This is a genomic window from Rhodococcus sp. 05-2256-B1 (genome assembly GCF_002258465.1).
Taxonomy (GTDB): domain Bacteria; phylum Actinomycetota; class Actinomycetes; order Mycobacteriales; family Mycobacteriaceae; genus Rhodococcoides; species Rhodococcoides fascians.
Window position 1 is genome coordinate 40,163 of sequence record NZ_NOZA01000009.1, and the last position, 25,041, is coordinate 65,203.

Annotated in this window: 20 protein-coding genes; 6 read left to right on the forward strand and 14 right to left on the reverse strand. The window is 66.3% G+C overall.

All coding sequences use genetic code 11. From position 1 onward, the window contains the following. Positions 1 to 49: 49 nt before the first annotated feature. Entirely contained in the window at positions 50 to 1,912 is a 1,863-nt protein-coding gene (glmS, locus tag CH285_RS01060) for a glutamine--fructose-6-phosphate transaminase (isomerizing) (RefSeq protein WP_094642601.1), read from the reverse strand. Positions 1,913 to 2,011: 99 nt separating this feature from the next. Here glmS and CH285_RS01065 point away from each other — a divergent pair, with 99 nt between their 5' ends. Next, positions 2,012 to 2,872, forward strand: coding sequence for a dienelactone hydrolase family protein (locus CH285_RS01065; protein ID WP_032388212.1), 861 nt, complete (start codon positions 2,012 to 2,014; stop codon positions 2,870 to 2,872). Positions 2,873 to 3,154: 282 nt separating this feature from the next. Here the strand turns inward: CH285_RS01065 and CH285_RS27640 are convergent, their stop codons facing one another. Continuing rightward, on the reverse strand, positions 3,155 to 5,065 hold the full coding sequence (locus CH285_RS27640; RefSeq protein WP_094642603.1) for a hypothetical protein: 1,911 nt from the start codon (positions 5,063 to 5,065) through the stop codon (positions 3,155 to 3,157). Further along, positions 5,062 to 5,367: a type VII secretion target gene (locus CH285_RS01080; protein ID WP_094642604.1), complete on the reverse strand. Its 306-nt coding sequence runs from the start codon at positions 5,365 to 5,367 to the stop codon at positions 5,062 to 5,064. Before CH285_RS01080 ends, CH285_RS27640 begins: the two co-directional genes overlap by 4 nt. A 150-nt stretch (positions 5,368 to 5,517) precedes the next feature. Between CH285_RS01080 and CH285_RS01085 the strand changes: the two genes are divergently transcribed. Then, positions 5,518 to 6,558 (forward strand): LLM class F420-dependent oxidoreductase, encoded by a 1,041-nt coding sequence (locus CH285_RS01085; protein ID WP_027496347.1) that lies wholly within the window; start codon positions 5,518 to 5,520, stop codon positions 6,556 to 6,558. Between the two features lie 21 nt (positions 6,559 to 6,579). Here CH285_RS01085 and glmM read toward each other — a convergent pair whose 3' ends face one another. The 8 genes from glmM to eccCa all read right to left on the reverse strand — a co-directional run bounded on the left by glmM (position 6,580) and on the right by eccCa (position 15,985). Next, the gene (glmM, locus tag CH285_RS01090) at positions 6,580 to 7,926 is read right to left on the reverse strand and encodes a phosphoglucosamine mutase (protein ID WP_027496346.1); all 1,347 of its coding nucleotides are present in this window, start codon (positions 7,924 to 7,926) and stop codon (positions 6,580 to 6,582) included. 106 nt (positions 7,927 to 8,032) lie between these two features. Further along, positions 8,033 to 8,557, reverse strand: coding sequence for a 30S ribosomal protein S9 (gene rpsI / locus CH285_RS01095; RefSeq protein WP_094642605.1), 525 nt, complete (start codon positions 8,555 to 8,557; stop codon positions 8,033 to 8,035). Further along, a complete protein-coding gene (gene rplM, locus CH285_RS01100; protein WP_027496344.1) occupies positions 8,554 to 8,997 on the reverse strand; it encodes a 50S ribosomal protein L13 in 444 nt (147 codons plus the stop codon). Before rplM ends, rpsI begins: the two co-directional genes overlap by 4 nt. 184 nt (positions 8,998 to 9,181) lie before the next feature. After that, positions 9,182 to 9,523: a TraR/DksA family transcriptional regulator gene (locus CH285_RS01105; protein ID WP_027496343.1), complete on the reverse strand. Its 342-nt coding sequence runs from the start codon at positions 9,521 to 9,523 to the stop codon at positions 9,182 to 9,184. Positions 9,524 to 9,634: 111 nt separating this feature from the next. Beyond that, positions 9,635 to 9,916, reverse strand: coding sequence for a WXG100 family type VII secretion target (locus CH285_RS01110; RefSeq protein WP_032365622.1), 282 nt, complete (start codon positions 9,914 to 9,916; stop codon positions 9,635 to 9,637). A gap of 63 nt (positions 9,917 to 9,979) precedes the next feature. Then, positions 9,980 to 10,318, reverse strand: a complete 339-nt coding sequence (locus tag CH285_RS01115; protein WP_032365623.1) for a WXG100 family type VII secretion target — start codon at positions 10,316 to 10,318, stop codon at positions 9,980 to 9,982. A 187-nt stretch (positions 10,319 to 10,505) separates the two neighbouring features. Beyond that, positions 10,506 to 12,002 (reverse strand): type VII secretion-associated protein, encoded by a 1,497-nt coding sequence (locus tag CH285_RS01120; RefSeq protein ID WP_141214991.1) that lies wholly within the window; start codon positions 12,000 to 12,002, stop codon positions 10,506 to 10,508. Then, positions 11,999 to 15,985: a type VII secretion protein EccCa gene (eccCa, locus tag CH285_RS01125; RefSeq protein ID WP_094642606.1), complete on the reverse strand. Its 3,987-nt coding sequence runs from the start codon at positions 15,983 to 15,985 to the stop codon at positions 11,999 to 12,001. The genes CH285_RS01120 and eccCa overlap by 4 nt, the downstream gene beginning before the upstream one ends. Before the next feature lie 210 nt (positions 15,986 to 16,195). On the opposite strand from eccCa, the gene CH285_RS01130 reads away from it, so the two are divergent. The 3 genes from CH285_RS01130 to mycP all read left to right on the forward strand — a co-directional run bounded on the left by CH285_RS01130 (position 16,196) and on the right by mycP (position 20,247). After that, positions 16,196 to 17,185 carry an LLM class flavin-dependent oxidoreductase gene (locus tag CH285_RS01130; RefSeq protein WP_032388205.1) on the forward strand — a complete coding sequence of 330 codons (990 nt, stop codon included), beginning with the start codon at positions 16,196 to 16,198 and terminating at the stop codon, positions 17,183 to 17,185. A gap of 126 nt (positions 17,186 to 17,311) precedes the next feature. Further along, positions 17,312 to 18,868 carry a type VII secretion integral membrane protein EccD gene (gene eccD, locus CH285_RS01135; RefSeq protein ID WP_052066176.1) on the forward strand — a complete coding sequence of 519 codons (1,557 nt, stop codon included), beginning with the start codon at positions 17,312 to 17,314 and terminating at the stop codon, positions 18,866 to 18,868. After that, a complete protein-coding gene (mycP, locus tag CH285_RS01140; protein WP_052053790.1) occupies positions 18,829 to 20,247 on the forward strand; it encodes a type VII secretion-associated serine protease mycosin in 1,419 nt (472 codons plus the stop codon). Before eccD ends, mycP begins: the two co-directional genes overlap by 40 nt. A gap of 22 nt (positions 20,248 to 20,269) precedes the next feature. On the opposite strand, the gene eccB is transcribed toward mycP, so the two are convergent. After that, positions 20,270 to 21,724, reverse strand: coding sequence for a type VII secretion protein EccB (gene eccB, locus CH285_RS01145; protein ID WP_032388234.1), 1,455 nt, complete (start codon positions 21,722 to 21,724; stop codon positions 20,270 to 20,272). A gap of 221 nt (positions 21,725 to 21,945) precedes the next feature. On the opposite strand from eccB, the gene eccE reads away from it, so the two are divergent. Further along, on the forward strand, positions 21,946 to 23,547 hold the full coding sequence (gene eccE, locus CH285_RS01150; protein WP_052066175.1) for a type VII secretion protein EccE: 1,602 nt from the start codon (positions 21,946 to 21,948) through the stop codon (positions 23,545 to 23,547). 5 nt (positions 23,548 to 23,552) lie between these two features. On the opposite strand, the gene CH285_RS01155 is transcribed toward eccE, so the two are convergent. Next, complete coding sequence (locus CH285_RS01155; RefSeq protein WP_230597304.1) at positions 23,553 to 24,146, reverse strand: NADPH-dependent FMN reductase; 594 nt, start codon at positions 24,144 to 24,146, stop codon at positions 23,553 to 23,555. After that, complete coding sequence (gene truA, locus CH285_RS01160) at positions 24,143 to 25,039, reverse strand: tRNA pseudouridine(38-40) synthase TruA (protein WP_032388202.1); 897 nt, start codon at positions 25,037 to 25,039, stop codon at positions 24,143 to 24,145. The genes CH285_RS01155 and truA overlap by 4 nt, the downstream gene beginning before the upstream one ends. Between the last annotated feature and the right edge of the window lie 2 nt (positions 25,040 to 25,041).

The window sequence follows — 25,041 nt, forward strand, 5'->3', positions numbered from 1 at the left end:
CGAGGTCCTCCCGCTCGTGCCGTCAAGTGTGTCGAGCCCGCCGGTCCTTCTACTCGACCGTGACGGACTTGGCCAGATTTCGCGGCTTGTCCACGTCGTAGCCGCGCGCCTGAGCGACCTCGGCTGCGAAGACCTGCAGCGGAATCGTCGAGAGCAACGGCTGCAGCAGTGTCGACGCCGCCGGGATCTCGATGAGGCTGTCCGCGAAAGGCCGGACCGCTTCGTCGCCCTCCTCCGCGATGACGACCGTTCGAGCGCCGCGGGCCTGGATCTCGCGGATGTTGCTGAGCATCTTCGAGTGCAGCACCGCACGGCCCTTCGGCGACGGCATGACGATGATGACCGGAACGCCGTCCTCGATCAGCGCGATCGGACCGTGCTTGAGCTCACCGGCGGCGAAGCCCTCCGCATGCATGTAGGCGAGCTCCTTGAGCTTGAGCGCGCCTTCGAGAGCGACGGGGTAACCGACGTGTCGACCGAGGAACAGGATGGTCGACGACGTCGACAGCTCGCGCGCCAGCGCACGCACCGGCTCGACCGTCTCCAGCACCCGCTGCACCAACTCCGGCATCGCTTCGAGCTCGGCGAACTCGCGCGCCACCTCGTCCGGGTACTTGGTGCCGCGCGCCTGCGCCAGGGCCAAGCCGACGAGGTAGTTCGCGGTCACCTGGGCGAGAAACGCCTTGGTCGATGCGACGCCGATCTCCGGACCTGCACGCGTGTACAGAACTGCGTCGGCCTCGCGGGGAATCTGCGAGCCGTTGGTGTTGCACACCGCAAGGACGCGAGCCTTCTGGTCCTTGGCATGCCGCACTGCTTCGAGGGTGTCGGCGGTCTCGCCGGACTGCGAGATGGCCACGACCAGGGTCGACCGATCCAGGACCGGGTCGCGATAGCGGAACTCGCTGGCCAGTTCCACTTCCACCGGCAGCCGGGTCCAGTGCTCGATGGCGTACTTGGCGAGCAGACCCGAGTGGTAGGCACTGCCACAGGCGACGACGAACACCTTGTCGACGTCACGCAGTTCCTGATCGGAAAGACGCTGCTCGTCGAGCACGATCCGGCCATTGTCGAAGTGGCCGAGCAACGTGTCGGCCACGGCGGCGGGCTGCTCCTGGATTTCCTTCAGCATGAAGTAGTCGTGGCCGCCCTTCTCGGCGGCCGCGAGGTCCCAATCGATCCGGAACGGACGCCCCTGCGCCTCGTTGCCGTCGAAATCGCTGATGTCGTAGCCATCGGCCGTGATGACGACGACCTGGTCCTGCCCGAGTTCGACGGCGTCGCGCGTGTGCTCGATGAATGCAGCGACATCGGACCCGAGGAACATCTCGCCCTCGCCGACTCCGAGCACCAGAGGCGTGGAGCGACGAGCCGCGACGATCGTGTCCGCGTGATCGGAATGAGTGAAGACCAGCGTGAACGCACCTTCGAGGCGACGCAGCACTGCCTTCGCACTGGCCACGAAATCGCCCGCAGTAGGCCCGTCCGCGTATGCCCGAGCGACGAGGTGGACAGCGACCTCGGTATCGGTGTCGGACAGGAACTCCACACCCGCCGTTTCGAGTTCGGCACGCAGCGGACCGAAGTTCTCGATGATGCCGTTGTGCACCACCGCCACCGATCCGGACGCGTCGCGATGGGGGTGAGCGTTGCGGTCGGTCGGACGCCCGTGCGTCGCCCACCGCGTGTGTCCCATGCCGGTGGTCCCGACGAACGTATCGGTGCCGATGTCGTCCAGTTCGGCCTCGAGGTTTGCCAGACGCCCGGCCTTGCGCTCCACCGCGGTAGAGCCCGCGCCGTCCAGTATCGCGATTCCTGCGGAGTCGTAGCCCCGATATTCCATACGCCGAAGCGCCTCGACCACCACACCCAAAGCTGGGCGGTGGCCGACATATCCAACGATTCCGCACATGGTGCATCAGGGTACTCGGCACGACGCGCACGACCCATTCGCTCAGGTCGCCGTGTCCGGCGTCCCCATACCCGAGCACATTCGGTAGCGTCATCTCTCGTGGCGAAACCGAAGAAGCTGGCATCTGCTCTCTCCAAGCGTGGCCCGCACAAGGTACTCAGAGGGAACCTGGCTCTGGCCGGGCAACCTGGCGTCGTCTACACCCCGGCCGAAGGCTTCGGCCTGCCCGGTGTGGCGTTCGCGCACGGTTGGATGCTGCGCCCCGGCAGTTACACCGACACCCTGAAGCACCTGGCGTCGTGGGGGTTCGTCGTGGCAGCACCCGACACCGAGCGTGGCCTCGTGCCCTCGCACCGCGGACTCGCCACCGACCTGGGCACTGTGCTCGACATCATGACCGGCGTTCGCCTGGGCTCGGGCAACATCAGCGTGCATCCCGAGAATCTGGCCACAGTCGGTCACGCGATGGGCGCCGGGACCGCCGTACTCGCTGCCTCCCGACGACCGGATGTCAAAGCGGTCGCCGCCCTGTTTCCGGCACCGACGGCACCGTCGTCCGAGGACGCCGCCGCAGGCCTCGACGTGCCCGGACTGGTCGTCGGCGACAGCTCGAACGCAGATTCGCTCAACGACAATTCATTGGCTCTCGCCCAGGCCTGGCACGGACCATCCGTCCTCCGACGGATCGACGGCTCGACGGCAGACGGATTCGTCGAAGGCCGGCGAATGCTCCGCGCACTGGGAGTCAACAGCTCCGACCGCAAGACCCAGCAACGCACCCGCGCTGCACTGACCGCATTTCTGCTCTACCACCTGACCGGCGACTCCGACTACGAGGAATTGGCCGGAACGAACGGCGACATCGCCGGCACCCGTGCTGTCGACCCTCACGCGCCGCTGACCGAGCAGCCCAAGCCGAAGGCGACCGCGTCGATCAAGGCATTGCTGGGTCGCGGCTGACCCACCGGGCTCGGCGTCGTCACACCAGCCACGATCGGGGTTGCTCGTCGGGGTCCGGTTCGACGTGTGGTGCGCCGTGCCGCCGATCCAGGTGAGCCGGGCGCAGGACCGAGCCCGCTGCCGACCGAGTGTCGCTTCCGCTCAACCGGTCCGAAACCCCCTGTCCCACATCGGTTCTCGCCGGTTCTCTCGGATTCCGTAGCCGTTCGGCGGCATCCGCCATCGCCGACCGATGCGCGTCGCGAATACGGTGCAGTTCACGACGCCACGCGGGGTCCGAATTCAGAGTGCACCCGCCTCGCTCAAGCCCGCGCCGGACCCCGCCGAGCTGGGCTGAGGTTCGGTGACCGGAGGGGCCACGGGAGCTGCAGGTACCTCATGAGTCTCGTTCGAGCCCTGCCGGACGGAGCGCTCCTCGCCCGAAGCTTCAGGAACGCATACCTCCGGGGTGTCCGCGGTCGATGCGGGCTGCAAGTCCGTCGGTTCACTACCCACCTGCGGCTCGTCGGCCGGTGCGACATCCACCGGCGGTGAGGTCGCTGTGTTCGGCTCGGTAGCGCCGGACTCGGCAGAAGGAGAACCCGGTTCGGTCTCGGGTTCTGGTTCGGTGGTGGTTCGATCCCCCGCGGCGGGCTCCGGCGGTTCCACGGTCGCCGAAGACCGGTTCGACACCCCGACACCGCTCGGATCGACGGTCCCGGGAACTTCGACGATCTCCGGCAATCCGAAGGGACCGACGCGCAACTCGAACGTGCGCACCCCGAGGCCCGGTGTCTCGAGTCGAAGCGATACGGCCCCATCGTGTTCGAGCGCGATACGGGCACGATGGCCGTCGAGTTCGGCCTCGAGATGGCCGCGCTCGCCGACGACCTTCGATGCATCACCGAATTCCGGCGACGGGATCGAAGCGGGCGGATCATCGAGCGTTGCAGTCGGATTGGGTTCTGCGGTGGGGTCGGGTTCTGAGGCGGGGTTGGGTTCTGCGGTGGGGCCGGATTCTGCGGTGGGGTCGGCATCGGTCTCGTCGCTGAGACTGCCGTCGCCGGTCTTGTCACCGAGCGCCTCGACAACCCGGTCCACGATGTCGTCCACAATGCCGTCCACGATGCCGTCGACGAGTCCGGCGACTGCATCGACCCGACTGTCTTCACGACCATTGTCGTTCTCGGTTTCGCCCCACGCCGTGGGACCGGTGGCACGTGCATCCGGAGCAGGTGCCGGTTGCGCCGGCGGAGCCGAGGCCGGCACCTCGGACGGAGGGTGGGCTGCCGATGCGGGTCCGGTGACGGCTGCCTCTCCCCCAGCTCCGGCCGTGACCGCCGCAGGGCAGTTCTCGGGCGACGACCGCTCACTCGATTTCTCAGCAACAGCCAGCGGCACCCAGCTGCGCTCGTCGAGCTCGTCGAACACGGGGTGGACGACTTCCTCGATGATCTTCACCACCAGGGCCAGGCACTCTCGAACGGCCGTGTCCGTGGCCGTGCAGGCAGACGACATTGCGGCACACGTGCGTTGCACATGTGGCACGAACTCGCCCTCGATCCATTCTCGAGACCGGTCGGCGACCTCGGCTGCAAACTCGTCCGATACGTCTGCTCGCGCGAATCGCTCGGCCCATTCCGGAAACGCCGGTGCCAGGCGGGCGAACACGGTTGCCCGGTCGACCGGGACGCACTCGATGCCCGAGGCCAGCAGAAGCGCATCGATTCGGTCGGGATCGTGTCCTTCCACGGCGTCGGTATCGAGGCTTCCGACGAGCTCGGCCTTGTCGGTCACAGCCTCACGCAGTACGTCCACAGCCGCGTACATCGTTTGCAGCGCATCCTCGACCGAGTCGAGAAGCACCCCTGCTCTCTCCTGCTCGGTGGCCACATATCGCTGGGCCGTCTCACCGGCGTCACCGTGCCACCGCAGTCGAAGAACGATCAGGAGCTGCGTCTGCTCGTCCAATTGTTCACCCAGCGCCGCAGCCATAGCCCCGACCGCATCTGCGTCGGACGCCAGAGCCTCCAGGTTCAGGCCGCGCTGCTCGTCGTACCGTGCACACACCTCGTCGTAGCGCGGGACTTCGCTGCCGGGAACACGCTCGGCCAACGGCAGGAAACGCTCGAAATACAGCAGCCCGACGGCATTGGCGTCGAGAATCTCGTCGACCGATGCTGCCTCGGCGGGCGAGGTGGAAGAAACAGTCACCGCAACGAGTCGATCGCGTGGGCACCGGCGTCGTCCTGTATTTCGTACGCGCTCATCGCGGCGACGAGGGCATCCGCGATGTCGTCGACCGACGATCGCCACACCCCGACGGCTCGCCCGAGCCTGGAGTGGGCGTCGAGATAGGCCGCGCCCAGGTCTCCGTAGTTCCGTCCTGCGGCGGCGGTACCGAATCCCGGTGATGCGATCGAATCGGCTGCCGTGCCCAGGGCCTCCGCCGACGCCGTCATCGAGTTCGCCACCTCGCGCACGCGGACCGCGTCCACCCAGAATCCGTCGCTCATCGCCCGCCCGTTCCCGCTCGAAGTGCCCCTTTCCCTCTATGACGTGCGCCGACTCCCATCGGTTCCCCGGCGAGCGGTAACGTCCCGATACGAAACGTCGGTAACAGACAACCGAGCAGCTCCACCAGCTACTCGAGAACGAGGAGTCCCATGCACATCGGAACGATGCTGAACTACAGCGGTGGTTTCACCGAGACCGTTGCCGAGGTAGCCGAACTCGAGAAGGCGGGCCTCGACATCATCTTCGTGCCCGAGGCCTATTCTTTCGACGCCGTCAGTCAACTCGGGTTCCTTGCGGCCAAGACGAGCACGATCAAGATCGCGTCGGGCATCTTCCAGATCTACACGAGAACGCCGTCGCTGACGGCCATGACGGCCGCCGGCCTCGACTACGTTTCCGACGGGCGCTTCGTTCTCGGACTCGGCGCATCCGGGCCACAGGTCGTCGAGGGTTTCCACGGCGTCAAGTACGACGCACCCATCGCCAGAACCCGTGAGGTCATCGAGATCTGCCGCCAGGTGTGGCGTCGAGAAAAAGTGCAGTATCAGGGCAAGCACTACCAGATCCCGTTGCCGGCGGACAAGGGAACCGGCTTGGGCAAGCCACTCAAGCTGATCAATCACCCTGTGCGCGAACGTATTCCGGTCGTCATTGCCGCTCTCGGACCGAAGAACGTCGAGCTCACCGCAGAGATCGCAGAGGGCTGGCAGCCCATCTTCTACTTCCCGGAGAAGGCAGCCGACGTGTGGGGCGAATCGCTGGCCGCAGGCAAGGCCAAACGCGATCCGTCACTCGGCGAACTCGAGGTGTTCGCCAGTCCCACCCTCGCCATCGGCGAGGACGCCGACAAGTACCTCCCCTGGGTCAAGCCGCACCTGGCGCTCTACATCGGCGGCATGGGTGCCAAGGGAAAGAACTTCTACAACTCCCTCGCTCAGCGCTACGGCTACGAAGCCGAGGCCGAGAAGATTCAGGACCTGTACCTCGCCGGCAAGAAAGAGGAAGCAGCAGCGGCGGTTCCGGACGAGCTCGCGCGTTCGGTGAATCTCATCGGACCGGAGAGCTACGTCAAGGAGCGCGTGGCAGCCTTCGCCGAAGCCGGCGTGACGACACTCAACGTCGCACCGTTGGCCGAGGACACCGCAGGACGCGTCGCGCAGCTCACCGCGTTGCGAGAACTCACCGCCTGACGATCGGACACCGCCTGACGATCAGACCGCCGCGACCCGGCCCGCCAACTCCTCGGCGAGCCGGGTCGCGACGTCGAGTTCGGACGCTTCCACCATCACTCGCACGAGCTGTTCGGTCCCGCTGGGACGCAACAGAACTCGCCCCGATTGGCCGAGCTCGAGCTCGGCGACGGCCACGGCGTCCGACACCGACGGTGCCGACGCCACCGCAGCTTTGTCCGAGACACGTACGTTGATCAACACCTGGGGCAGCGTGCGCATCGGCGACGCCAGATCCGCCAGGGTGCGTCCGGTCCGGGCCATCCGCTCCATCACACGCAGCGCGGTCGCGATCCCGTCGCCGGTCGTCCCGATCGCAGGGAGTACGACGTGTCCGCTCTGCTCACCACCGAGTGCGTACCCTCCGCGGCGCAACTCCTCGAGGACGTATCTATCACCGACTGCGGTGGTACGCAACGTGATTCCCGCTTCGCGCATCGCGATGTGGAGCCCGAGGTTGCTCATGACGGTGGCGACCAACGTGTTGTCGGTCAGCGTGCCGTTCTCACTCATCGCGATGGCCAGCACAGCCATGATCGCGTCCCCGTCCACCACCGCACCGGAGGCATCGACCGCGAGGCAGCGGTCGGCGTCGCCGTCGTGCGCGATCCCGAGGTCGGCCCCGTGCTCGACGACAGCCTTCTGCAGCCCTTCCAGGTGCGTCGAACCACACCCGTCGTTGATGTTCAGCCCGTCTGGCTCGGCGTTGATCGCCACGACAGTCGCACCGGCCCGGCGGTAGATCTCCGGTCCGACCGTCGAGGCTGCACCGTGCGAGCAATCCACCACGACGGTGACACCGTCGAGTCGGTGCGAGAGCGGTGCGACGAGGTGCCCGGCATAGAGCTCGGCAGCGTCGGGAGCGACGTCGATGCGACCGATGGCAGCGCCGGTCACATCGACCGGCTTCTCGGTGCGGCCGTCCACCCCGAGCAATGCCTCGATGCGATCTTCCATGTCGTCGTCGAGCTTGTGCCCGCCTGCGGCGAAAATTTTGATTCCGTTGTCGGGCATCGCATTGTGCGAGGCGGAGATCATCACGCCCAGCGCCGCGCCGTATTCGCCGGTGAGGTAGGCGACCGCGGGGGTCGGCAGCACGCCCACGTCGATCACGTCGACACCCGAGGCAGTGAGCCCGGCCGACACTGCGGCACCGAGCATCGAACCGCTGATTCTGGGGTCACGGCCGACGACCGCTGTCCGTCGACCACCGTCGACATCCGGTGCCAGCACGGCGGCGGCAGCCCGGGCGATGGTCATGGCGAGCTCTGCCGTCAGGACCCCGCCTGCGAGTCCCCTCACTCCGTCGGTGCCGAACAATCGCGCCATGAATGAAGACCCCTTCGAACAGAGAGAACATCGTCGGAAAATGCCTCGAGGGCAGGCATCCGATCTTGCTGGAGCCTGCCCTCGAGGATGGAACGGGTAAGACGCGTCAGCGCTTGGAGTACTGCGACGCCTTACGGGCCTTCTTCAGGCCGTACTTCTTGCGCTCGACCGCACGCGCGTCACGCGTGAGGTAGCCGGCGGCCTTGAGAGCCGGGCGATCGTCCGGGGTGAGCTCGATCAGCGCACGCGAGATGGCCAGACGCAGCGCGCCTGCCTGTCCCGACGGTCCGCCACCGTGCAGCAGTGCCGCGATGTCGAAGGACTCCGCGCGGTCGACCAGCACCAGAGGAGCCTTGATCAGCTGCTGGTGCACCTTGTTCGGGAAGTAATCCTCGAGGGTGCGGCCGTTGAGCTTGAATCCACCGGTGCCCGAGGACAACCGAACACGAGCGACGGCTTCCTTGCGGCGTCCGACGGTCTGGATCGGGCGATCGAACACGATGGGGGCCGGAGCTGCAGCAGCTTCGATTTCCGTGGCCACCTCGGGATCTTCCACTGCCACGAACTCGTCGGCGGCGATCTCTTCGATGTTCTCCTGCGACGTCACGTCATTTCCCTCCGGCGCCGTCACTGGGACACCTGCTTGATCTCGAACGGAACGGGCTGCTGAGCGGCATGCGGGTGGTTCGGTCCCGCGTAGACCTTCAGCTTGCTCGCGATGGCATTTCCGAGCTTGTTCTTCGGGATCATGCCGACAACGGCCTTCTCCACGAGACGGTCGGGGTTGTTCTCGAGCACCTGACGCGTCGAGCGCGACTTCAGACCGCCCGGATGGCCGGAGTGGTGGTGGTGGAACTTGCCATCGAGCTTGTTGCCACTGATGGCAACTTTCTCGGCGTTGATGATGACGACGAAGTCGCCACCGTCGACGTTGGGTGCGTAGGTGGGCTTGTGCTTACCGCGGAGCAGTGTCGCGGCCTGGACGGCGAGGCGTCCGAGCACGACGTCCGTGGCGTCGATCACATGCCACGTCCGGGTGGTGTCCCCGGCCTTCGGGGCGTAAGTAGACACAGAAAATTCCTGTCTTCATGATGTCGCTGCTGGCCAAGACGTGTGGATGCCCTCGGCGGCCAGTTGAGACCCGAGGACAAGAGCTCTGCGCATCGAAGAAATGCGGCGAGCCCATACACGCCAACGGGGAACGATACCGGGAGCCGGCACCCAGGTCAAAACGCCTCCGACGCGGAAGACCGGCTCAGGACAGGCGAACGCACCGCACACAGCGGCGGGCCGCAGGCAATGCCTCGAGCCTGATCGCCGGTATCGACTCTCCGCACCGCTCGCACGTGCCGTACGTCCCGAGATCCCACCGCGTGGACGCGGCGTCGAGCTCGCGCATCTCGGACTCGGTGTCGGAGATCAGGGCCGCGATCTTGGCACGCTCGAAGGCGATGGTGGAACCCTCCGGGTCGTGTTCGTCGTCGTCGGTGGTCCACCGGCTGCCTTCGATGACCGACGCGAGCTCGTCGCGAAGGGAGTGCAGGCGGTGTTCGGCGCGAGAACGCTCGGCATCGATCGCCGTCCCGAAATCCGTCATCCGTCCAGTACACACCGCCACCGCAACCCACGCCAGGTGCCGCGCCCCTCGACAGTCGTATGCCCCGACCGACAAGTGCCGATCGGGGCATACGACGCTCGTGGTCGACGGTCAGCGCGCCATGCGCGCCTTGTTCGCCATCTCCACCCCGTGCATGGCCTCGCCGCCGGTGCGGGCGGCCGCGACGAGGCTCGACAGAATGAGATTGAGCTCGTCGGATGCGGAGTTCCACTGACGCTGGAGTTCGTAGTAGGACGTCATCGCGTCGCCCTCCCACGATTCGTAGAGTCTCTTCGCAGTGCCGTCCACGTCGGCGAGAAGGTCTTTGGTCACGTTCGCCTGCTTGTTCATCGCCTCGGTCAACGCCGCGATCTGAGCGAAGTCGTACTTCATGTCGAATCAGTCTCCTAAATAGAGCTCGGTCGTGTGGTCGGCCGTCGGTGGCCGGTCGTGCCGTCAGTTGAACGTGGTCAGTCCCGAACCGAGCGATCCCGCCACCTGATTCACAGCCGCCACGTTGTCGTCGTCCGCATCGGAGTAGCCGTGGCCGTTGGTCTTGATGTCCGCCGAGATCTGCTCGAGCGCGCTGCGCATCTTCTGGGCACTGGTGTCCCACTGCGACATGACATCCTGAAACGACTTGCCGGCCTTGCCCACCCATGCCTCGGCGGTCTGCTCGACGATGGAACGCACGGCCGAGTTGGACGCATCGATCGACACGCTCAGGCCCTCGATCGTCGCCCCGGCGGCAACGAGCTCCTGCGGTGTGACGGTGACGCCGTTCGACGAACCCATAGATTCCGGTCCCCCTGGATATCCCACTTCGACTCCTCTGCTTCGATTTTGGTATTCACGTACGCCCGCGGCGCACATGACGCTCGACCGAGGGACCGCGTGCGGCCCGCTCACTCCCCTACATCTCCTTGGACGCAGCCACCCCTTGGTTCGGTTCCGGCATACGGCGAAAATCTGCGCGGCGGCCTCAACTCATCGGCACGATCTCCAGAGTCTGGGTGGCCAGATCACATTCGGTGTCGATCGCGGACGAGTCCGGTCCCTCGAACTGGCAGCCGATGCTCACCTGCACATCCGATTCGACCAGCACACGCCACAACACAGTGGACGCATCGGCCGGCCGCTCGACGTACGAGATCCCCACCCGACCTCCGAAATCACGGGCAGGCTCCAGCGATCCGATCGGGGAGTCGGGTCCACGCGCGTCGACTGCCGCACCGAGCTCGGACGCAACCTGTTCGAGCGTCGAGCCGGGCACCAGTTCCTGCACTGTGACGACGATGCGACGCTCGGGTGCTGTCGGCGGAATCAACACCATCCGGGCCGGGTCCTCCATCCTGGTCCAGGTCGCCGGTAGTCGCAGCGACGCCCGGCCCGAGACGAACGTCGCCGACGGGATCACCGACGGTGACTCGCTCGTCGCCGATACTGCTGTCGCCGAGGTCGTTTCGGTCGTGGGGGCGGCTTCGGTCGCGGAGGTGGATCCGGTCGTCGACACCGCCTGGGTGGCAGGCACCGCGAACGGCGGCGAGGTCGCGACGGCCACCTCTTGCGGAGACCGAAGGACGAACGTCAGTGCAACGACACCACCGGCAACGATGACCGATGCGGCCACCGCACCGAACACTCGAACCGGCAATCCGCTTCTTCGGGGAGGTGGCACCGCGACGGTCACTTCGTCGAGCCATGCCGCCGAGCGCCCTGCCGCGGCTCGACCTGGCGGGGCAGTCTCCACCTCCGCTCCCGCACGTCGATACAGAGACCTGGCCACGTCGAGACCGGTCAGCCATCGTGCCGGATCTTCCGCAACGGGGCTCGAGCTCGAACCCGACTCCGTCACGATGAAAATGTCCTCGGGACATTGCGACACCGACGATCGAAGGTAGTCGTCGGCTCGTCGTCGCCAGCTGTCGTCTCGTTCTCCGACAGCAAGTACTGCACCGATGTCGCCGCCGTGAGTTCCTGCCTCGTCCACCAGAACGATCGTCGTGTCGAGAGTGCCCACTTCGATCACCACCGCAGCAGCCGGTGCGCGTTCTCCCGCCGACGCGACCGCGGCGATCGCCGTCTCCACGACGACGACCTCGCTCGCCGACGTGGCGAACACGGCTCGGAGGAGCTCTCGACGCTCGTCGCCCCACGTCGAGGGATACGCGATCTCGAGCAGATCGAGTCGGTCGTGTATCCCGGCTCCCTGCAGCGCCGACCACACGATCCCGTGCAGGACTTCGTCGCGATCCCACACTGCGCCGCCCACGAGCATCGATCGATCGTCGAGACACAGCAGCGGAGGGACCTCGGTGTCCGCGCCCGCCCGCCCGAAGACGAGCCGGCCACCCTCCGATACCGCGTATGCGGATCCGACGTGTTCGCGTGGACCCTGCAGCGTCGCACCGGACGCGACGACAGAAATCTCCGAATGACTCAGGTGCACAGCCGCGTAACGCCACTGCGGCCTCGTCAACTCGAGTGTCCGAGCTGCACGAGCGCGGGGCCGGACCGATCGACGAACACTCCACGTCCGGGCGGCATCGGGCTCGGACGCACGGTGCCGATCAAGCTCCCCTCGTCTCGGCTCCCGCTCATGACCAATCCCGGAGTCACCAGGTCGCGTAGCCGCCCGATCACCGGGTCGAACAGTGCCCGCCCCGCCCCGCCCGAGCGACGCGCCACGATGAGGTGCAGTCCGATGTCCCGGGCGTGTGGCAGATGCTCGACCAAGGGCGACAACGGGTTTCCGGACGCCGTGGCCACCAGGTCGTAATCGTCGACGACGACGAACACCTCGGGCCCGTCCCACCACGACCGCTCGCGAAGTTGCTGCTGGGTCACGTCCGATCCCGGCATGCGCCTGCTCATTCTGCCTGCGAGATCGACGATCATCGCCGTCAACGTCGCCTGCGCGGCCGCATAGCCGGCCAGATGCTCGGAATCGACTGTGCCCAAGAGAGTTCGACGATAGTCCGCCACGATCAGTTTCACCCGATCGGGTGGGTTCGCATCGACCAACGATCGACAGATCCCCCGCAGCAGGGACGTCTTCCCGCATTCGCTGTCGCCGAAGACGACGAAATGTGGGTTCTCGGCGAAGTCGACCGTCACCGGAGCCAGCTCGGCCTCGTCGATGCCGATCGGAACCCTCAGTTCCGCAACGGTGCCACGGTCGCGGGGCCAGGCGCCGGCGAGTCGATCGAGCACCTCCGACCGTTCGAGCATCTCCGGCAACATGCGGACCGGCGGGGCAGGGGGCCCCGTGGACGCTGCGGCGATCGCGCTGACGGACTCTGCGACAGCTCGGGACAGGTCGGCCACCGATCGACGGTCGTCGACCCGAGGCAGTGCGATCTGCAGGTGGAGACCGTCCTTGGTCATGCCCCGGCCCGGTCGGCCCTGCGGCACACTGGCGGCTTTCGTTCGGCCGATGTCCGAGTCCGACGGATCTCCGAGTCGCAGCTCGAGCCGGGTCCCGATCAGATCCTTCGTCGCGGGCCTCACTTCTGCCCAGCGAGAGGCCGTCAGAACGAGGTGCAGACCGAATGCCAGTCCCTGGGTCGTCAGCGTCGCGATCTGTTGTTCGAGACTCTCGAAGTCGGATCTGATGGATTGCCATCCGTCGATCACCAGGAAGACGTCGCCGAACCGGTCGTTCGCATCGACCGGTTGCATCGCCCGCAGCCGCCGGAACTCGACCATGGAATCGATGCCGCGATCTCGAAACGTCTTCTCCCGCTGACGAACGACAGCCGCGACCTCGGCCACGGTCCGGCGCACTCGGTCGACGTCCAATCTGTTGGCCACCGATCCGACGTGCGGTAGTTCGGCCAACCCGGCCAGCGTTCCACCCCCGAAGTCCAAGCAGTAGAACTGAACCTGAGCGGGTGTGTGCGTCATCGCCAGAGCCATGATCAGCGACCGAAGGGCCGTCGATTTCCCCGACTGCGGAGCCCCCACGATCGCGACGTGCCCGGCTGCACCGGACAGGTCGACGGTGAGCAGATCCCGCCGCTGATCGAACGGCCTGTCGATGATGCCGATCGGAGCACGAAGTGTGCTCAGCGCATCGACGCCGCCGCTCAGTACCGACCGAGGCAGTAAGCGGGTCAGTGTCGGTGCCTTGTCCAACGGCGGTAGCCATACCTCGTGGGCCGGCATGCCGCGGCCTGCGATTCGGCCGACGACGACGTCGAGAACGGTCGCGCCGGTGTCGTCGTTCTCGACCGGATCCGGTTCGACCACCGGCTCGACACGGACGTCGTTCTCGACGGGATCGACCATGACCGGATATGCGGTGAACGGCCTCGGACGGATATCGACGCCCTGCGCGGCGGGTGCCCCCGCACTCGAACGTGGCGGAACGTACGGTCCGGACACGTAGGCCGCAGCGAAGCGGACGATCTCGGCCGAATCGCACTTGAGATAGCCGGCACCGGGCTGGGCATGCAGGTGGTAGGCGTCGGGAACACCGAGAACGGAACGTGACTCGTTGGCCGAGAACGTTTTCAGACCGATTCGATAGGACAGATGACTGTCGAGTCCGCGCAGCTTGCCTTCTTCCAGACGCTGACTGGCCAACAACAGATGCATGTGCAACGAACGTCCGAGCCGCCCGATAGCCACGAACAATTCCGCGAATTCCGGTTGCTGACTGAGCAATTCCGAGAACTCGTCGACCACCACGAACAGAGCGGGCAACGGTGCCAGAGCAGCTCCCGCTGCGCGCGCCTTCTCGTAGTCGGACACATTGGCGAAGTTTCCGGCCGAGCGCAGCAACTCCTGCCGACGGTTCATCTCGCCGGCGAGGGCATCACGCATCCGGTCGACCAGAGCCAGGTCCTCGGACAGGTTGGTGATCACGGCCGCAACGTGCGGCGCGGCCTCGAGCCCTGCGAAGGTCGCCCCGCCCTTGAAGTCGACCAGTACCAGGTTCAACTGCTGCGGGGCGTGGGTGGACACCAACCCTAGAACGAGGGTACGCAGAAACTCCGATTTACCCGAACCCGTTGCGCCGATGCACAATCCGTGTGGACCCATGCCGTTCTCGGCAGACTCCTTCAAATCGATCTCGACCGCGCTGCCGTCGGGTGCGACGCCGATGGGTACCCGCAACCGGTCTCGACCGCGACGCACTGTCCACGCTCGATCCGTATCGAGCGCACCGACGTCGGCTATTCCGACGAGGCTGTTCCATCCCGACACTGCGGCCCCGTCGTCGGTGACGGTATCGACAGCGGAGGGCGACGACGGCGCGCGATACGGAGAAAGGCGTCGAGCAACGGCGTGTGCCTCGGTGGTACTCATCGCGTCCGCCACAGCGAAGACCTCGACTGCCGTGCCGCTGACCGCACCGATCGAGCCGTTCTCGACCACCAGCTGAAGCCCGCGACTTGCCGCCAGTCGCGTGCACAACCCGGACAGGTCGACGATGGTGACGGAATCGAGGCCGGTGTCGGTGAGGTCGGTCGAACGGTTGGCAACCAGTCCGCCGTCCACCACGATCACCAACTGCGTGACCCCACTGTTCACCGCCCCACGTGCGAAGCGATTCCGCATCGACAGGACGTCCCCCAGCGCGCTCTCGAGCTCGAGGACACTGCCGAAGATCATTCGCGCAGAACCGGCACCGTCTCGCAACACGTCGTGTTGTGTGTGCGGCAGCCACTTGGTCCATTCCCACTGCTCCACGGTGTCGGGGCCGCAGACGACGGCAACCGCGAGGTGGTCCGGTCCGTGAAAGGTACAGAGATAGGCGACCATCGAGCGCACCATCGCACGAGCGGCATCGCGATCCCCGGCTATCGACAGAGCGGCGAATCCCCTCAGCGACACGGCAATCGGCAACTCGGCCACCACCGAGTGTGCTCGCACGAATCGACGCAGCGACACCGCGGACACCGGTTCCAGCTCTTCCACAGGTCCGGTCTCGGGAGGCACGAGTCGGGTCGCCAAACGCTGATCGCCGAGCCCGACCCGCACGTGGGCGAAGTCGGCGTCCTGAGGCCGACGTTCCCACATACGCTGCGTTCCGGCCGTCGACCACAGAGTGCCCGGATCCGGGTGGCTCCACTCGAGTGCCCTGCGCTGATCTCGCTCGGTGTCGGCGACGTCTCGTCGAAGCTGGTCGAGATACCGCAGGTAGTCCTTACGGTCCTCGTTCGCCTCGGCGGTACGGGCTCCCCCGGACTTGCCCCCGCCGGCCAACATGCCCACCATCGACATCAGCATCATGGCTGGGAACATCAACATCATCGGGTTCGCTGCCGCACCGGAAGTGAACATGAGCGCAACCATTCCGACCATGGCGGCGACCATCACCAGCGGCATCAGCTTCATCAGGAGATTGCCGGGTACCGCGCGCGGCACGGGAGGCGGCGGTTGAAGTACGACCTCGCCGCCCGGTGACCGAGGTACTTCCCGGCGCGCGCTGCGAACGAAGCGCACGGTACTCATCGATCAGCCCCCACGGCCGCGCCCCCACAACTGCATTCGCGGCGACCTCCCCCCGAGGCCGCGTGGACGACAGGCTAACGCATGCACAACCGGAGGGTCCACCGTTGCGTCGAAGCATCGGGATACAGAAATAGAACGGCACCGCATTCGGTTGAACGAAGAATGCGGCTCCAAGGCCGCACATGTTCGACGAACGAAAGGTCGGCTTCCGTGTCCGTACCCCTGTCCATCCTCGATCTCGCACACGTGGGCGAGGGCGAAACAATCCGAGACAGTTTCGACGCCAGCGTGACGCTCGCCCAGCATGCCGAGAACTGGGGTTACCAGCGCATCTGGTACGCCGAACATCACAACATGAAGACGATCGCATCGTCGGCGACGTCGGTGTTGATCGGGCACGTGGCCGCACACACGAAGCGAATTCGACTCGGCTCCGGCGGGATCATGCTTCCCAACCACGCGCCGCTCACCATCGCCGAGCAATTCGGCACGTTGGCCACGTTGTTCCCGGACAGGATCGATCTCGGACTGGGCCGCGCCCCCGGCAGCGACCAGGTGACCATGCGCGCCATGCGCCGCGACCCCGCGTCCTCGGACCGATTCCCCCAGGATGTCCAGGAGCTGCAGGGGTACTTGTCTCACCAGTCCCTCGTCCCCGGGGTCAGTGCCACGCCGGGTGCCGGCACCGAGGTGCCGCTGTACATCCTCGGATCGTCTCTCTTCGGCGCACAGCTCGCGGCAGCCCTCGGCCTGCCGTATGCATTCGCGTCGCATTTCGCACCCGACGCACTCGAACAGGCCGTGGAGATCTATCGCCGCGACTTCCGTCCGTCGGCGCAGCTGTCCGAACCTCACCTCATCGTGGGCGTCAACGTGATCGCCGCGGACACCGTCGCCGAGGCTCAGGCCCAGTTCCTCCGCACCAAGAGAAGCCGCGTGAGCCTGCTGCTCGGACGGGGTCGCACCTTCACCGACGAAGAAGCCGACATGGTGCTGGAAGCACCTGCGGGGCAACAGATCTCGAAGATGACGAAGTACTCGGCCGTCGGGACACCCGACATGGTCAGGGAGTACCTCGACCGATTCGCCGAGCGCACGGGAGCAGACGAGTTGATCGTCGCCTCGGGCGTCTCCGATCGTCGATCCTGGCTCAGGTCGTTCGAGCTGCTGGCCCAGGTGAGCGAGCTGGTTCCTGCCTGACTGCTGAGAGCAGGTCTCGTCGGAGGCGACGAGCGGTCGAGTGTCGGCGTGATGTCGTAGGGTGTGGACGCACGATGCCCGGGGGCGGGCATCGACAGTGCATTGCACGCATCCGGGGGGATATCCATGACACGCGCCGACAGCCGTCCCGCAACGACGAACACACCGTCCGACGCAGCCGAACCGACCATCGCATCGGACCCGGCCCGACGTGCGCAGGGGCTGCGTGCCGTCTTCGCCCAGGACGTGTGCCGGGTGACGGTGTCGGCGGGGTCGACCCAAGTGGATATGGCACTGCCCGTCGACGTTCCGGTGTCGCTGTTGATTCCGGGGATCGTCGACATGATCGCGTCACGAGCGGAACCTGCGGAAGGACCGGGTCCGGTCGGGAGCCGGACCGCGGACTCCGGATCCGACGGGTTGTCGGGGGCCTGGACGCTGTCCCGTATCGGACGTCCGCCGCTACCGTCGACGTCCACACTGTCGGAACTGGGCGTACGTGACGGCGACCTGCTGGTGTTGGGTGTCGCCGAGCGTCCGGCACCGACTCCGTTGTTCGACGATCTCATGGATGCCGTGGCCCGGGCCGGCAACGACGACGTCGCTCAGTGGACCGCGCGTACTGCACGCACGGTCGGTTCGATCATCACGGGCTCGACGGTCCTGCTCGCCTGCGGAATCGTTCTGAGTGACCCGGTGCGAGCCGGTGCCGAGAACACGAGCAGCCCGGTCGAGGCAGTCGCCGCGGTCACGGCCGCGGTCCTGTTCGCCGTTGCGGGGATGATTCTCGGCCGGCTGTACGAGCAGGTGGCCGTCGCGGTGCTTTTCGGGGGATGCGCCTCGGCGCTGATGTTCACCGGTGGAACGCTGTTCGTACCCGGCCAGTTCGGGGCAGCTCACGTGATGTTGGGTTCGGCCATGGCAGGCTCGATCGCGCTGTTGTCTCTGCGAATCGGCGGTGCCGGGCTCGCCGTGTTCACCGGGTCGATCGTGCTGGCAGTGTCGGCGTTCGCCGCGGCGGCCTGCGCGTTGTTCACCGTGATGACGCCGGCGGCCATCGGTACCGTCGCGGCACTGGTAGGTCTGACCGGAATCGCCGTGTCGGCCCGACTGTCGATGATGCAGGCGCGGCTTCCGTTGCCTCCGGTCCCCACCGCCGGTGCCCCACTGGACACCGCCCAGGAGGCAGAGCTCGATTCGATGTCGTTCGCAGATCTGCAGGTGGCAGCCACGCGCGCACGGAGCTACCTGACGGGATTGCTCACGGCGTTCACGATCGTGGTGGTGATGGGAGTACTCGCTGCGGCGGCGAGCGACACCGCGACCGGTTCCGGGTGGCCCGGCATCGCCCTCGCCGCACTGTGCGCGCTGGTGCTACTTCTGCGCGGACGCACGTATGCCGTTGTGACACATGCCGTCCCACTCGTCGGTGGTGGTGCGGTCGTCCTGTTCTCGCTCTCGGTCGGGGCAGTGATCACATTTCCGGACCGTGCACTCGAGTTGTTCGGCGCGGCGTTGGCCGCCGCCGTCGTCGCATCCGTGTTCGGAGCCCTGGTTCCGACCCGCAACTATTCGCCGGTGATGCGGCGATCGGCCGAACTGGCGGAATACGCCGCGATCGCCCTCGTCATTCCGATCGCAGTATGGGTGTGCGGTCTGTACAGCGTCGTCCGCGGACTGTGACCGCGCGCCGGCGTCGAGCGCACACCGTTGCCGCGCTCACCGTCCTGACCCTCACCTACGAAGCCCTGATGGGACCGTCCTTCGCGCACGCCGAACGCCCGCTCATCGATCCGGTGCAACTGCCACCGCCCAGCCCTCCCGCGCCTTTGGAACCGACCGAGCAGAAGAACGCGTGCGCCGTCCCCTCCGAAACGATCGACGCCCGGGAAATTCCGACGGCGCAGCAAGCACTCGACTTCGCGTCCGTATGGCCGATCACTCGCGGAGCCGGTCAACTGATTGCCGTCATCGATACGGGCGTCACGCCTCACCCACGTCTGCCGGGTCTGATTCCGGGGGGCGACTACGTCGGCACCGGCGACGGATTGCTCGACTGTGACGCGCACGGCACGATGGTGGCCGGTCTCATCGCCGCACAGACGGCCTCCGGCAGCGGTTTCGCCGGCGGCGCTCCGGACGCCCGTGTCCTGTCGATCCGTCAGTCCAGCAACGTGTTTCAAGTCGTGGACAACAGGACCGACCAGGAGAAGACGACCGAACCCGAGAACGCTGCCGGGTACGGAAACGTACGGACGATGGCCATGGCAATCCGGGCGGCGGCCGACGCAGACGCATCGGTCATCAACATCTCCGAAGTGGCGTGCGTACCTGCCGGCGCAGGCGTCGCCGACGGCCCACTCGGTGCAGCAGTGCAGTACGCCGTTCGTGAGAGTGACGCCGTCGTCGTGGCTGCGGCAGGCAACTTCGGAAGCGGCGCGTGCAGGACACAGAACCCCATGCCCGATCCGGTCCGGCCCGAGGCGGACCCGTGGGAAGGGTTTGCGACCATCGCGACACCTGCCTGGTTCGACGACGTGTTGACCGTCGGTTCGGTCGAGTTGGACGGTTCGCCGTCGTCGTTCAGCCTGGCCGGACCATGGGTGGACGTGGCTGCTCCGGGCTCCAACATGACGTCGCTGTCGCCGGCGGGCAACGGCCTGGCCAACGGCATTCGGGGCACCGACGGCGTAGTACCGATGACCGGAACCAGTTTCGCCGCACCGCTCGTCGCTGCGACAGCGGCACTGGTGCGGGCGTACAGGCCCGATCTGTCCGCTCTCCAAGTGATCGACCGCATCGAGCGAACAGCTCATGCGCCGGCCGACGGATGGAATCCGTCGGTCGGCCACGGTGTCGTCGATCCACTCGCTGCGGTAACCGACGTCGTGACACCGACGCAGCGAACCGTCCCCGCAGATGCGGTCGCGATCGGTGCGCCGCTCCCACCGCTCGCCGTCGATCATCGGCCCCGCGATGCGGCGGTGGCCGGGTCGGTAGTGGTCGCGGTGATTCTGGGCCTCGGAACGGCAGTCTCCATTCCCCTGCGCCGACGACTGTGATCGGCTCGCCCACTCACCGGGACTACTTGGACGGAAGCGCGGCTGCCTGCGGGTCCGCCGCGACCCCGTCGTGCATGGTCAGCGCCTGACCACGCCCCAGAGTCGGCCCGCTGCCCAGCAACTGCAGAATCTGCCACGGTGCAGGAGCCGGAAGTCCGAAGCCCAATGCCGACGCTGCATCCGCACCCTCGACTCCGTAACGAACTCCCGTGTCGGCGACGAAGAAGACGCTGTCCTGACGGGTACTGGCCGTCGAGATACCGGTGCTTCGAACGAATCCGCCGCTACCCGGCGACAGATGGACCTGGTCGACCGCATCACCGCCGCCGTCCGCCTGAGCCAGTGCCACCGGTGAAGCGGTGGTATCGAGTGGCAACGACCGTCCTGCGGATTCGACCAGCTGCGCAGTCGGACCACCGTCGGCGACATCGAGTGGTGACCATGTCAGACACCCGACGGGCCTCTGGCCCGAGTCGACGATGTCGGGAGTCGTCGGTGGGAAGGTCGATATGTCGAGTCCGGACATCGTCTTGGGAGCGTCGGCCAGGACGTCGGGATTGACGGCCGTGATGTCGGGGCTGCCCTGCGAGTCGGCGAACTTGACGAGTAGGGCTGCGGTTTCGCTGATGGCTTGGATGCCGTCCTCGAGCACGACGTAGTACCGAACGTCGCGGCCGGCAACCTTGACCACGGAGCCGATAGGCCGGTTGTCGAACGGGTAGGCGGGGATCTCACCCGCTCGCGCTATGAACGGAGCCGTCACCGCAGGCGACTGCGGTACCGCGTTGAGCAGACCGGCACTGACGGGCGTCGGCGTCGCATCCTCGAGGCCCAGCGCCCGAACGACAGCTCTGTCCGCCAGATCGACCGGCGACTTGGTGCCGTCGTGGACGAGATACGCCGCACCGCCCGAAGTCCACAGGAATGCCTCGGATGGGCCGAGCGCAGCCGCGTTCTCGCCGTAGCGGGGCTCCCCCACGATCACTGTCGTGGACGTGACGCCGGCGATCGGATCGACGGTGTCACACACGGTCCACGACTCGGCCTCGCCGTCCGGGTCGTGCGGCAACGCCGACGGGGCACCTGGAATTCCGACCAGCGCACCGCGAGGTCGCGACGCCAGTTCCGACTCCTTCACCGTCACAGGGTTGTCGGGCCTTCCCACGATCAACCGCGCCGAAGCAAGGTTCAGCACCGGATGGAACACGCCGTCGACGCTGACGAACATGGCGGCCGACTCCTTACCGACCACGATCGACGCGTCGCCGATCTTGTCCTGAGGCCGAAACAGCGCCAGGGCAGCGCAGCCCGCCAGACCCACGCATGCGACGACGACACCCACCATGAGCGCGCGCGACTGCGACTTCATCGGGTCGTGCAGCATCCGCGCGTCGCGCCTGATGAGGGCATGTTCCATTCGTCGGACGAGAAAGCGGTATCCGCCGACCTGCCATTTCGTCGTCGGAGTAGATGCCACGATTCCTCCCCAGGATTGTGCCGACCCGATCCCCCATCGGGTCACGCGACACAGTACAGTTCGTCCGCACCCATCGGCGACCGCGTCGGCGACGATCGATCGGGCTGCAACCTTCGGGGGGAGGGTATGTGATGACGCGTTCGAGGAGACGACGGCGCACGTCGGTCGTGTCGTTCGCCGTGCCAACTGTTCGAGGGTTGCTCGCGGCCGAAATAACTACTGTGACAACAACTCTCGCACTACTCGCGACCGACATGCCCGTCGAGTTGACGCTCACCGCCGCAGCGACGGTGTCGCTCGTACCGTTCGTCGCCTTTCGGCGAACGTCGATCGCCGGCTGGCTGGTCGTCGCTCTACGCTTCGGATCCGGCCGAGTCCCTGCCGTCGGGGTGACAACAGAACATGTCGACCCCGACGGCCGGCCCGTCGGTGTGCACTGGCAGCGCGATACCGTCACGTGCACCGTGGAGATCATTGCACCGGAACACGACACGACGGTGCTGGCGCGAACGCGAGCCGACACACGACACACGCTGCCCATCGAGGCGTTGACGTCGTGCTTTCGGCAGCACGACGTCGAGGTTGCCGCAATCGACATCGTCGCGCTCGGGTTTCGAACCGCCGACGGTTCGGTGGCCACCGACGTGTACGAGGGCCTCATCGGCCCGTTGCCCGCCGTCGCGCAGCGGACGGTGTGGGTGTCCGTCACTCTGGACGTACGGGCCAACGCCCGGGCGATGGCAGCGAGGGGCACGGGCCGGACGGGGGCGGCCCGAACCGCGGTCGTTGCAGCCCTCCGCATTGCACGCGCCTTGGAATCTCATGGACTGTCCACACGGCTGTCGACGGCCACAGAACTCCGAGCCGCGGCATTGCACCTGAGCCGCGGTGTCGACACCGACGACCTGACTCAGGTGTGGTCCTACGCTCCATTGCCCGGCGTCGCGAGTACGGGTTACGGAATCGATTGCAGCACAATCACTGTCGAGGATCTTTCGGCCTTGTGGGCGACACCGTCGCTGGGTACGACCATGTCCGTTCACCTGCGCCCCACCGACGAGCCGAGCCGCGTCCGCGTTCGTGCGTCGTGCAGATTCGCTGCGCGAGAGGCAATCTCGAGGCCCGATGTTGCTTCACTGACCTCGATGGCCGGACGTCAACGAGACGGCATTTTCGCTCAATTGCCACTGGCTGTGGCAACACACTCGGCAGTGATGCCGGTCGGAACCCTCTCGACCTCCGCACTGCGGGCCTGGGCGTTCCCGGTGAGTGGTTGCGGCCAACTACTGGGATCGGATACGAACGGAAACGGTGTGGCAGTGCGAATCTTCGGGGCGAACCTGCCGCGGGTCAGCATCGTGGGCGAGCTCTACCTCGCCCAACAGCTTCTGTTCCGAGCCGTGGCGATCGGAGCGCGAGTTGTCGTCAGAACGGACAGACCGCACGCCTGGGGAGCCCTCCGCGACGCCATCGGGGAGCCCGAGCGGTTTCTGGTCGACAGCGACCACACACGGGTGCGGCCCTCGTACGACGTCGTCGTGGTCGACTTCGCAGACGGCTCCATCTCGCTCGATCACCAATCTGTCCCCGGCGTCACTGTGTTCTCGCTGACCGAGCACGAACCGCCGCATGATCCGGCGGCACCCGGGCCGACCCGACAGAGATTCGCCGCGACACTGTCGATCGTTCAGCCGCGTGCGTCCGGTGACCGAATTCGGGTGCGTTCGGGTCCGATCGACATCGAACTGACGCTGGTCACCATTCCGCAGGAAACGGCGTTCATCGGTCGCCCGAGAAGTCTTCGACCCGCCGTCCGAGTCTGACAGTGTCAGCCGGGGTACGGGACGCGCGACCGCGCGCTCGACACAGCGCCGGCCCACCACTCGAGTTGGTCGAGCAATCGCCCCAAGGAGTCGACAGCAGCGGGATCGTCGACGCCACCGGCCTCGTCGAAACGACGACGCACGCGATGGAGTGATACCGAATCCCGTACCGACACCATGTGTAGCTCTGCGGCGATGAGGCGCAGTTGCTCGGTCGCTCGCACACCACCCGCCAGACCGCCATAGGACACGAAGCCCACTGGCTTGGAACGCCATTCGTACTTCACCGTGTCGAGCGCGGTCTTCAGTGAGCCGGGCACACCGTGGTTGTATTCGGGAGTGACGAGGACGAACGCGTCGGCCTCGCCCATGATGCGGGTGAAACGATCGGAGCCCTCGCTCGACGTCAAGCTGTTCTGGAGATCGAAGTCCGCGAGATCGACATCCACAACCGTGAGGGAGTCGCGCGCCGACGCCACGCTCCGTACCCAGGATGCGACGGTGGGGCCCACCCGCCCCTCCCGAACGCTGCCGGTGACCACCGCGAGACGAATCGGCTGCATCGTGACGGCACCGGACCCGGCGCGATCATCGCTCATCCTTCTCCTCCACAACATTCGTCGCCGACGATTGCCGGTCGAGTCTCCCGGGTGGCAGCATTGCGCGCGGCCAACATGTCGGCTGGTGGATAGTCGACCCGCACCAGGGCAAGTCCGTGGGCCGGGGCCACTGCCACCTCGCTCGCGCGTTCTCGACGACCGAGCAGGGAACGTGCCCAGTCGGGGGTTCGTCGTCCTTCGCCGACGGCCTGCATCGCCCCGACCAGACTGCGCACCATCGACCAGCAGAACGCATCGGCGCTGACGTACGCGGTCAATCGATCCCCCTCGCGTTCCCAGTCGAAGCGCTGCAGTTCTCGCACTGTCGTGGCACCGTCTCGCCTCTTGCAGAACGCTGCGAAATCGTGCAGTCCGATCAGTGCCTGCGACGCCTCGCGTACCGCGTCCAGATTGATCGGCCGAGGCCAGGACACGACTCCGGCGACATCCAGAGGATCGACGCCGTAGAGCGCTGAGCCGAACCGGTACTCGTAGTGACGGCGATACGCCGAGAACCGCGCGTCGAAGTCGGGCGAGACCTCCGTGATCGCACGAACCCGCACGTCGGCGGGAAGAAAGCGCGCCATTCTTCGAATCAACCGGTCGTGCTCGTCCGGCACACCCACGGCGTCGAAATGTGCAACCTGACCGGTCGCGTGCACTCCGGCGTCGGTTCGACCTGCCACCGTCAGCTCGACCGGTTGACGGAGCACAGTGGAGAAAGCCTCCTCGAGCACGCCACACACGGTTCGGATACCGGGTTGCCGAGCCCAGCCGGAGAAGTTCGTGCCGTCGTACGAGATGTCGAGCCGATATCTGGTGGGGACCGACAAAGCGGGCCCGCCATCTCCTGAGGAAATGGCGGGCCCGCTTCGGTCGTGCTCGGAGCTCACAA